The organism is Paenibacillus sp. FSL F4-0236, from assembly GCF_038000135.1.
Lineage (GTDB): Bacteria > Bacillota > Bacilli > Paenibacillales > Paenibacillaceae > Paenibacillus_AQ.
Genome location: NZ_JBBOBK010000001.1, coordinates 5047555 through 5058783 on the forward strand (window position 1 = coordinate 5047555; position 11229 = coordinate 5058783).

Annotated in this window: 8 protein-coding genes and 1 riboswitch; all 8 genes read right to left on the reverse strand. The window is 45.4% G+C overall.

Annotation, left to right across the window (positions count from 1 at the left end; all coding sequences use genetic code 11):
• Positions 1 to 35: 35 nt before the first annotated feature.
• A complete protein-coding gene (locus NSQ29_RS22675) occupies positions 36 to 1556 on the reverse strand; it encodes a glycosyl hydrolase (protein ID WP_340974284.1) in 1521 nt (506 codons plus the stop codon).
• Between the two features lie 153 nt (positions 1557 to 1709).
• On the reverse strand, positions 1710 to 3260 hold the full coding sequence (locus NSQ29_RS22680; protein WP_340974283.1) for a glycosyl hydrolase: 1551 nt from the start codon (positions 3258 to 3260) through the stop codon (positions 1710 to 1712).
• 12 nt (positions 3261 to 3272) lie between these two features.
• Positions 3273 to 3352: riboswitch (cyclic di-GMP riboswitch) on the reverse strand.
• 136 nt (positions 3353 to 3488) lie between these two features.
• Positions 3489 to 4862: a sugar phosphate nucleotidyltransferase gene (locus tag NSQ29_RS22685; RefSeq protein WP_036676586.1), complete on the reverse strand. Its 1374-nt coding sequence runs from the start codon at positions 4860 to 4862 to the stop codon at positions 3489 to 3491.
• A gap of 685 nt (positions 4863 to 5547) precedes the next feature.
• On the reverse strand, positions 5548 to 6888 hold the full coding sequence (locus NSQ29_RS22690; RefSeq protein WP_341126145.1) for a UDP-glucose dehydrogenase family protein: 1341 nt from the start codon (positions 6886 to 6888) through the stop codon (positions 5548 to 5550).
• A 4-nt stretch (positions 6889 to 6892) separates the two neighbouring features.
• Positions 6893 to 7993, reverse strand: coding sequence for a glycosyltransferase (locus NSQ29_RS22695; RefSeq protein WP_036676592.1), 1101 nt, complete (start codon positions 7991 to 7993; stop codon positions 6893 to 6895).
• Between the two features lie 61 nt (positions 7994 to 8054).
• On the reverse strand, positions 8055 to 9194 hold the full coding sequence (locus tag NSQ29_RS22700; RefSeq protein ID WP_036676593.1) for a glycosyltransferase family 4 protein: 1140 nt from the start codon (positions 9192 to 9194) through the stop codon (positions 8055 to 8057).
• Positions 9194 to 10381 (reverse strand): glycosyltransferase family 4 protein, encoded by a 1188-nt coding sequence (locus NSQ29_RS22705; RefSeq protein ID WP_042185181.1) that lies wholly within the window; start codon positions 10379 to 10381, stop codon positions 9194 to 9196. The genes NSQ29_RS22700 and NSQ29_RS22705 overlap by 1 nt, the downstream gene beginning before the upstream one ends.
• Positions 10368 to 11225: a glycosyltransferase family 2 protein gene (locus NSQ29_RS22710; RefSeq protein ID WP_341126146.1), complete on the reverse strand. Its 858-nt coding sequence runs from the start codon at positions 11223 to 11225 to the stop codon at positions 10368 to 10370. Before NSQ29_RS22710 ends, NSQ29_RS22705 begins: the two co-directional genes overlap by 14 nt.
• Positions 11226 to 11229: the final 4 nt, after the last annotated feature.

An 11229-nucleotide genomic window follows, 5' to 3' on the forward strand; every position in this document is an offset into this window, starting at 1 on the left:
TCTTCCGGAATGTCTAACCCTATCATTTCATTAGATTAAGGAAGGAACAATGCCCCTTGTGGAATCACCTGCTGCTTCTGGCTGGAACTCTCCCACAGCAAGCGAAGATTAGCATCTCCTTCATTCTCATAATATTCAATTTGGATATCATAAAGTGTTCCGGCTGTGAGCGGGATACTTCCTTTATGAAGGGTTGCACTTTGATTTTTCCAATTATCGATGATCAGCTTTCCGTCAATCCAGACACGGACTCCATCATCAGAGGATGCCGAAATCGTATATTTTTCACTGAATTTGGGTTTGAGCTTCCCTTTCCAGCGAACAGAAAAATGATCTTCATCTATCTCCTGTGCAGGTGACCCGCCATGCCAATTAAAATCAATCTTACGATCATCGCGGATAAGTACCGCTTCTCCCTCTAAATCAGTATTGTTATAGTATTCTCCAGTCAAACCCGTTGGAGTTACCGGGATTACCGGTGCTATCGAAGGGCCTCCTGTTGTGAGAACGTAATCCTCTCTCGATACTATAAACGAGTCATTCATAAAGCTTTTAATTGACTGTAGCGTATTATTTTCTGTCAGTAATTTTCCCCAGGTCATCATATAGACCCATTTATTTTGTTTCTCGGTTAATACTTCCGGGTTCGGCAGCTGTCCACTCTCCCCGATTCCGATAGGTTTACCATCAGCAAGTGCGAGCAGATCCTCATAGTAGGACTGCTTATAATCGTTATTGTAGATATCCACAGCAAGAACATCGAGTTTATCCGCACCGGGATAATATGCAGCATAAGGATCTGCCCATTCATTCGGCGCATTCGGATTCCACACCCACAGTAGATTATTCAGTTGATGTGTATTTACAAAACGATCATAGACAATATTCCAAAGCGCTGAAAAATTGTCCTTTTTCCCCCACCAAAACCAACCGCCGTTCATTTCATGGTAAGGTCGCCATAAGACTGGAACTCCGGCATCACGCAGCTGTCCCAAATAGCCAGCGATCTCGTCTAGATCAGAGATTAGACTCTTATACTGAGCCGTCCCAGGCGTAACATAAGTATTAAACTTCTCTTGACTGAGACTTCTGTTTACATTGGACCACTCCGGAGAAGTCCCCGGCAAACTCTGATGGAATGTCATGGCTACAATGCCACCCTCTTGATGCCACTCCATTGCACTGTCTATAACAGCTTGTCGCTGTTCTGCGATCGTCCCTTCGGGTTGATTATTAATTGCCCCCAATTCATAACCATGTAGAACGGCATTTTGTCCCGATGTATTCTTCAGCTTATGAACCAGTTCATCTGGACTTTCTAGATAATCGTGCTGGCCAGACAGGATTCCTTTGCCACGTAGATTCACCAAAGTACTCAGCAGTTGCTTGGCTTCTTCAGAAGCTGATGGATTGCTTGGTATAGCCGGAGGAAGAGCGGAAGAAACACTCATAGCCTTCGGAAGACCCTTAACCTCTCCCCAAGGCAGCAAGGAAAAAATAATAAACACCGGTAATATAGTAAACAACAATCTGTTTTGCTTATAATATTTACGCAAATAAATCCTCCTTTCGGTAGCTGTACTGCCTCCACAGGTGCTAAATAAACATACCTGTTATCGGACAATCGTCTTCTGACCTAATGAGGACTATAGCTTAGTAGCTCTGCAATAACGCAGAGCCACTAAGGATCGACCTTTAATTTTCATCAATCAGGAGACATCCGGAAGATAAAGTGCACTTGCTGGAACTGTCTCTTTAGCTTGACTAGCACTTTCCCACATCAAGCGGACTCTCGCATCGCCTTCATTTTCGTAATACTCCACCTTGATATCGTATAGCTGGCCAGCCTTCAGCGTTATATTACCCTTACGCTCAGTACCACTTTGCTTAGTCCAACTATCAATCACGGATTGCCCATTCACCCACACACGGATGCCATCATCTGAGGTAGTGTAAAATGTATATTGCTCATCATATAATGGCTTAATTTTACCGCTCCAACGTATGGAGAAACGATCAACCCCGAGGGCGGCATCCGGCGATCCTTGCCGCCAATTGAAATCGATAATTGCATCAGTTCTAGTAAGAGCTGCTGTTCCCGATAGCTGTATGTTGTTGTAATATTCTCCTGCAAGCCCCTTCACAAGAGGAATTGCTGCCTCACCCTCTTCTTCGGGAGGTGCCGGCGCTGGTGCAGCGCTAGGTGTCGGTACCAGACTAGTATTTAATTTATCTCTAGTTAAGGTATAGTTGCTATTCATAAATGTTTTAATTGTATCTGCACTATTATTCTCGTAAAGCATTTTTCCCCAGCTCATCATATACGTCCATTTACTTTGTGATTGCTGAAGCTTCTCCAGATTAGGCATTTCACCATTCTCCCCGATCGCAATCGGTTTGCCTGCGGCTAGACTCAACAAGCTGTCATAGTATTTTTGCTGGTAATCATTTTCGTATATATCTGCTGCCAGAATATCTACTTTATCAGCACCTGGATAAGTTAGCGCATAAGGATCTGACCAAACATTGGGAGCATTCGGACTCCATACCCATAACAAATTATTTAATTTATGAACGTTAACAAAACGGTCATACATAATATTCCAAAGTTTAGAAAAGTTATTTTTCTTCCCCCACCAGAACCAGTTCCCGTTCATTTCATGATAGGGTCTCCAAAGCACCGGAACATTGGCATCGCGCAAGCTTTTTAAAGAGACTGCCACCTTATCAAGTTCAGCGATCAGATTGTTATATTGCTTGGTACCCGGTGTAACGTAACTATCGAACTCATTCTGACTAAGTGTTTTTTTTACATTATCCCAGTCATAAGAGGTGCCCGGCAGGTTAGCATGAAAAGTCATAGCTACGATCCCGCCCGCTTTATTCCAGTTGATGGCGCTGTTCACCACATTTTGACGCTGCCAGGCCATCGTTCCTTCTGACTGACCGCTGATCGCGCCCAGTTCATAACCGTGAAGAGCGGCATATTGTCCGCTGGTTCCCTTCAGCATATTGTTAATTTCATCTGGACTTTCTAAATAGTCATGTTGACCAGCAATAATACCTTTTCCTGAGATCGAGTAAAAATAGTTAAGCAGCTTTACGGCTTCAGGTGAGGCTCCTGGGGTAACTGGCGTTCCAGAATTTGAAGCAGCTATGACAACAGACGGCGAAATTCCAACAGTAAGCGGAAGTGCAGTCAGAAACAAGACGAGTGACAGAAATGCGCCAAATAATCGATACGTACGGTAAGCTTTCAAAATAATCTCCCTTTCGGTAGCCAGGCTGCCACTCTTTCGAAGGCCCTATAGCTTTGCGTCCCTACCTTTCGATAGGTTTGCCTTTTCAATTTAAGAGAAATAATCTCTCTTACCGTAAGTATCGACGACAATTAATGATATATTTAGTGTTTTTATGACTTTTTTTGATAATTGAGTCAATTTACCTGTTTCAAGAAATTTTGGATTGGTTAAATAGATAGGTTAGACCTATGAAATGAATTGTTGTAGTTCTATATCATTCCAGTCTAAAGTAATACGAATGTTATCTTCTTCTACTAATTCAGAACCCGTCTGTACCTCTATAAACTCGACATCCGTCAAAGCAAGGATCGCGTGCTTCGTTCCTTCCGGTATACGTACCACGTCCCCAGCCTTCACATTATGTTTTTTCTCATTCAGAACAATACTTGCTTCGCCGCTGACGATTGTCCAAATTTCACTACGCTTGCGATGTAATTGATAGCTGATATTATTCCCCTCGGATATAAAAATCCGTTTGGTCAGCACTTCATTGCCTTCATCATATTTCACATAATCAATAACTTTGTAATGGCCCCAGCGGCGTTCCTCGTACATCGGTCTTTGTTCAAAGGTCTTCAGCACTTCTTTAATCCGTGGGCTCTCAGCTTTATGGGTAACTAGAATCCCATCCGGGCTAGCCGCAATGATCAGATCCTTCGCACCAATTACCGTAATCGGAATATCCAGCTCATTAATCAAGCAAGTCCCCTCAGAATCCGCCGTCACAAAACCTTTTCCTACATGCTTGCTGCTCATTTCCTCTGTCAGCGTATTCCACGTTCCAAGATCCTTCCAGAATCCATCATACGGCTGTACTACAATATGTTCTTCTTTCTCCACCACTTCATAATCAAAGCTGATGGAAGACAATAGCTTATACTGCTTCTGCAATTCTTCATATCCTAAAGGCAACCCTTTACGCTGCAAAATATCTAACAAGTACCCTAAGCGGAAGGCAAACACTCCACAATTCCACAAGGCATTTTGCTCGATGAGCTGTTCTGCTTGTATACGGTCTGGTTTCTCTTGAAAGTGACTCACCTTCATAAAACCATTTCCCCCCGCCTCTTCGGTGGTAGGAATAATATATCCGTATTTCTCTGAGGCATGTTCAGGAACAACACCCATTAGTGCCAGATTTGCTCCACTTTCCAGCATGGTCCCCTCAAGCATAGCTATGGTATCGAAAAAGGATGCTTCTACATAAGGGTCAACAGGCAATATTGCTACCGTTTCCGCTGGAGAAACACCTGCCACTGAATAAAGATAGGTAGCTGTTAAGGCGATAGCCGGAAAAGTATCCCGACGCTCCGGTTCAACGATAATCGGCACATGACTTCCCAGCTGGCTTTGTATCATTTCTACTTGGCCACGGCCGGTGGCCAGATAAGATGATTCTGCCATCCCTGCTTCCTCCAGCTGTCTCCAGACACGTTGTACCATGGATTCTGGTTCACCCTGAGGGCTTTCAAGTACCTTTAGAAATTGCTTTGAACGTGAGTCGTTGGACAACGGCCATAACCGTTTACCTGAACCGCCTGATAGAAGTACCATTTTCATAGAATGAACCCTCCTTAATATATGGAAATGAGCATAATTGAATTGTTATCAAAACGTATAGCTTCCGCTTAGCCTTAGTTCGAGCGGATGCATTTTTAAAAAAATTTATTAGGTATGAACCACTCCAAGGGATTTTGGACTTCCGATCGCTGTTATCCTCAGATTTCCTGATTTGAACCGCCGCCAGCGGTAGAAATCCGAGGATAAAGGCGAACACTCCGTTTCTACAGTTCCAAATTCCCTTTCCGTTCTTTACCTAACCAACTTCCTCTAAATGCTTGAACCGTACTGCACCGGGCTGTACCAGCCGGAAGGCAGCACGTTTTTCTAAAGATTTGCTTCTGCTCCTATGGAGGCAGCAGCCAACGCAAGTACTACTACAACAACAAGGTTATCTGCTACTGCGATAAACAATCAGAGTACTCTAACTTTATAAATTGCTTAAAACTTATGATAAGGGAACGGAGTGACGGAGGGGAATTTTGGAACTGTAGGAGCGATAGCATCCGCCTAAAAGCTTTCCGTAGGAAAGCTCACTTCGTAAGCATAAGCTTTTCCGGATTTCATCCGCTATTAAGCGGTATAAATCAAGAAATCTGGAAACAACAGCGGCTGGAAGTCCAAACATTCTCTGGAGTCACGGCTCATCCCTAAATAGAAAAATCACAAGTTCAATATATATTGATTAAACCGCTCCAGCCACACTAGCAGAATAACCACTCAAGCCACCCATCTGCGGGCGGCCGACAGAATGATAAACGAGGCCGGTACCCTCGATTTGCTCCTTGGAATACACGTTGCGTCCATCAATCAGCACCCCATTGCGCATGCTTTTCGCCAGCTGATGCAGATCAATCTCCTTCAGTAGGCTCCAATCGGTCAAGAGGCATACGGCATCGCTGCCCTCAGCCGCTTCCTCTGGAAGATTGCACCAGCAAAGCTGCGGATGATCATATTGCTGCCTGAAATTTGTAGCTGCGATTGGATCATATAGTTTGACTGTTGCCCCTTCAGCAACCAGTGCCTCAACAATCTCTCTGGCTGGAGCTTCGCGGACATCATCAGTATTAGGCTTGAAAGCAAGCCCCCATATCCCAATCGTCGAACCGCGCAGGCTGCCAAGTGATTCATGCAGCTTGGAGATGATCATAAACCGTTGTCCCTTGTTCACTTCGACTACAGATTTCAATAATTTGAATTCGTAATCGACGTTGCCCGCAATTTGAATGAGTGCATTAGTGTCTTTCGGGAAACAGGAGCCTCCATAACCGATACCAGCCTGCAGGAAGGATGACCCGATTCTTTGGTCCATACCCATTCCTTGTGCTACCTCGGTTACATCAGCTCCCACTTTTTCACAAATATTGGCAATCTCGTTAATAAAGGAAATCTTCGTGGCCAAAAATGCATTTGAAGCATATTTGATCATTTCAGCACTGCGTATATCTGTTACAAATACATTTTCAGTGAAACCCTTATGAAGCTCGCGCATGGTTGGTTCCAGCTCTGGATTATCAAGACCAATGACAATTCTGTCGGGATGGAGGGTATCGCGAATCGCTGACCCTTCACGTAAAAACTCGGGAGCAGACACGATATCAAAAGAATGATGGGTAAACTTAGAGAGCATTTTGGAGATTTTCTCATTTGTCCCTACGGGAACTGTAGATTTAGTCATTATAATTTTGTGCCCTTCCATCGCTTTAGCGATTTCAGCAGCTGCACCCTCAATGTAGGTTAAGTCTGCTTCACCATTAGGCAATGATGGCGTACCTACAGCAAGAATGATAATATCTGAATGCCGCACCGAATCCTGAAGATCTGCAGAAAAAGATAACCTTTCCTCACGAAGATTCAGTTCAATCAGTTCCTCGATTCCCGGCTCATAGATGGGCGATTCCATCTGTTTCAGCTTCTTAATCTTTTCCTCGTCCTTATCCACACAGATGACATGATGTCCGCCCAGTGCAAAGCACACGCCAGATACAAGACCCACATACCCAGTACCGATTACTGTCAGCTTCATACAATCATCCTCCTTTTAGAAAATTGACGTAGGCCTGCTCAACATACTGCTTGAACTTAACCATAAACGCCTGCTCATCGAATTTACGTGCATGCTCCATAATTTGATCGATATCCCAAGCGTAGGACTCTACTTCATAAATAGCCTTAAGCAGATCCTCCACTTCTTGATGCTGAAAGAACACACCATTTACATAAGGAATAATAGTATCCAGTGCCCCACCTGCTTGATAAGCAATTACCGGTCTTCCTGCAGCGTTCGCTTCCAGCGGTGTAATTCCAAAGTCCTCTTCTCCTGGAAAAATGAATGCTCTACACTGTGCCATCATTCCAGTCACTTGCTCATCTTCTAGCCGGCCCAGAAACGATACATTATCCTTAGCCATGCCTTCGAGACGCTTGCGATCTGGTCCATCCCCTACGATATAAAGCTTAAGTCCGTTACGGTTAAAAGCCTCTACTGCCAGATCAATCCGCTTGTAGGAAACAAGCCGGGAGACAATTAAATAATAGTCACCAATGGTTGAAGAGCTTGTAAACCGGGCTGTATTAATCGGTGGAAATATGACATCTGCATCCCGGTGATAATAATTCTGAATCCTCGTCTTCACTACTGATGAATTGGCTACGAACTGATTCACATTTTTGGAAGTCCGTTGGTCCCACGTTTTGAGCTGCTGCATGTATACCTTAAGCATTTTTTTGAACAGCCCGGAATTCGACTGACGTTCCATGTAGGTGTCATAATCCCATGCGAAGCGCATAGGCGTATGGCAGTAACAAAGATGAAACGTATGTTTAGGAACTTGAATACTTTTCATAAAAGCACTGCTGGAACTCAGGACGATATCGAAACCGCGAAAGTCCAAATCACGGATGGCCATTGGATAAAGTGGCAGCACCCCTTTAAAATTGGTCTTTACCCCCGGAATCTTTTGCAGCCAGGAGGCACGGATATCCGCATCTTTGAGATTGTCAGTAAGGCGGCTTCCGTTAAAAACCGTTGTGTAGATTGGAGCCTCGGGATACATGTGATGAAAGACTTCCACCACTCTTTCCGCGCCGCCCATTTGGATTAAGTAATCGTGCGCTATCGCAATTTTCATGTGAATCATCCTCAAAGTTTTATGGAGCATCATCTTCAGAATTACCGCGTCATATCATCTGTCAGGTGCCCGCCAACAAACCTTTATAGTAGTCAACGATGTCCTTGACCGTATTCTCGATAACAAAATGCTCTTTCACTCGTTTCATCCCATTGTCCGCCATCCGCCGTCTTTCCTCTGGGTGATCCAGCATCCATTTAATGGAGTCTGCCAGTATCGCCGCGTCACCAGGCTCTATCAGTAGCCCTGTCTCACCTTGAACTACAATTTCTACCGGCCCGCCTTCATTGGAGGCGATCACCGGCAATCCCGCTGCCATTCCTTCAACGATAACTTGGCCAAAAGGCTCAGGAGTTACCGAAGTGTGAATCAGTAAATCAGCAGTATTCATAAGGCCTTGGATATCATCCACATGCCCTAGCATGCTTACATTAGTAAGCTCGTCGTTTTTTATCTTTTGCAGCAATTCCTGCTTATAGGCCTCTTCTCCAAACAGAGCGTCTCCGGCCAGCCAGAATTTCACACGAGGTTCATTCTTAAAGCTTTTTGCGGCTTCCAGCACAATATGCTGACCTTTCCAATGCGCCAATCGACCAACTAGCAGTACGTTAAAATCCTTCTGGTCCCGCATACCGATCCCATTACCAATCGCTTTAGCGAAAGCGGAGTATACGACCAGCGTTTTTTTGGAACGCGGCAACTCCAAAGCATTCAGCGTAGAATGTGAATTCGCGATGACTCCATTGGGGAGCAGACGCGACAGCAAACGAATGCCTTTGGCAACGATAGGCTTTAAATAAGGAGCTCCAATATGATCCCGGATGTGCCAGATCAATGGAACGCCCGCTATTTTTGCAGCGATGGCTCCGTATAATGCAGATTTTAGGGAATTGGTGTGCACGCAATCTACCTTCTCCGCTTTTAAAAGCGGCGCAAGCTTGCGACCATAAGCCAACAGCTTGAAGGCTGCAGCAGGTGCTCCCAAGTTGACTGCATTTCTACCACGACTTCTGATGCTCTCATCCAGCGGAATAATACGGACATCCATTCCTTTTTCACGTAGCCGTTCAGCCAGGGCACCATCCTCAGCCAGGATTACCAGGGGATCGATCTGTTCTCCAATATGGGTAAGGATGTTAAACAGGGCAACTTCTCCACCACTCCATTTAGCAGTGTGATCTATATAAGCCACTCTAAGCATTACGTGGTCACCTCCTCTCCTAAAGCTTGTAGGAACACGGATTCTACTTGATCCGTAACATGCTCCCAGGTATATCTCTCCAGTACATGCTCTCTACATTCATCCCGGCTCGGAAGCAGCTTTCGATTGCTGAGCATATGGATCATGCCTTCAGCCATGTGGTCGCTACTTGAACTCTTAAATAGCAACTCCGGCCGGAAGCCTTGCAAAATTTCCTTATTGCCGCCAATCGGTGTAGCCATCACTGGCAATCCTGAAGATAAGGCTTCAACGGTAATCAAACCAAAGCCCTCCAATGCCTGTGAGGGAACCACGAACATATCCGCTGCCTGATAATAAGAGGCTAGCTCATGATCGGGAATGTAGCCTAGCAGTCTTACCTTATTGCTTAAGCCATAGTCGGCGATCTTTTCTTCCAGTTCTCCCCGCAACGGCCCTTTACCACCAATCAGCAGAATTGCATTCGGGAAACGCTCCGCAACTTGCTTCCAGGCTTCAAGCAGCTGGAGTAGTCCCATTCGATTGACCAACCGCCGGACAGTCAGCACGGTTGTTGCTCCCTCAGGTAAATTTAAGCTTCGGCGAATCGCCAATCGATTCGTAGCGGGGATAAAACGTTCCACATTAGCTGCGCCTGGAATCACAATAATTTTGTGTAGTGGCACTCCGTGCAGCTTATGGAGAATATCGCGGAACGTCTCACTAAGCACGATGAACTTATCCGCTAGTTTATAGGCTCTATGTTCAATGGATTTGGCGATGGTTGTTTTGACCCGGTGCTTAATGCCTTGACCTTCGATTTTCATTTCTTCATTCCATGGGCCATGAAAAGTCATCACTACAGGAATCCCGCGTTTCTTTGCTTCCAGTGCTGGACCAATACCATAAGGAGCAAAGTGAGTGTATAAAATATCTATACGGCCACTGCCCTCTCCCATCAGATCGGCCGCCTTACGCTGGAAAGCATCCTTACGTTTCCAGATCCCATCTTTTGGATCTCCGGCATTGTGAATAATCAATTCCTCAGGGGTAGCAGGCGTTTCTTGACTGCAAATCAGCGCATGCACCCGATTACGTGAGGAGAGTTGCTCGCAAACGGATTTGAAATACGTGTTAAGCCCACCCGGCTGTAGCGACGGCCAGCTAAGGCCTGTCGTCATAATGTTCAATCCGTCACTGTACGGCATAGCTTCTCTCTCCTTTATTCTCCTTCTCGGTCTGACTCGTCTCCGCATTGTGCTGAGTCAGCTTTCCCGATCTAATTAATTCGTAATGCTTGAAGCCGACCATGAATTCATACATGACCCAAAATACGGATACACCGAAACCTGACATTCCTTTCTTGAACAATCCGTGTAAGAAATACTTTTGCAGGAAACGGGCTGGTGGTCTTAACAGCAGGTGACTGACCCGAAATCGTTTGCCCTTGGCATACGCACTTTCAGCTTCCAAGTCAGTATACTTATTGAAACGTGCCACATGATCGTTAATACTGCGGTAACCATAATGCCAGAGGGTTCCTGTCAAACGTATGGTTCGCTCTTCAGAGACCTCGGGCATCTCGTGCACCAAGCTATTTCGAATTCCATACGCTTTGCGGTTGTAAAGGCGCACTAGATATTCGCCACGATCCAGCCATCTGCCCATGAAATCGCCAATCCGGTAGATAGAATAGGCAACCGATTGATCCATAAGCCCCGGTTTCAGTTCAAGAATACTCGCGGCCAACTCGTCGCTGACCACTTCGTCAGTATCAATAAGGAAGACCCAATCATGAACCGCGCGTTCTACTCCGAACTCCCTCTGTTTCGCATATCCGGGCCAAGGGTTGACGTATACACGACAATTCAAGCTTTCAGAAAGCTGTACTGTCCCGTCTTTGCTGCCTCCGTCAATCACAACCACCTCGTCGGCGAATAACCTGCAGGATTGTATGGCCTTAGATATTCGAACTTCGTCATCCTGAGCGATGATGACAGCCGATATTGGATAATTGCCTTGGCCGCCTACCACGCTTTTTACTGAATCCATGAAG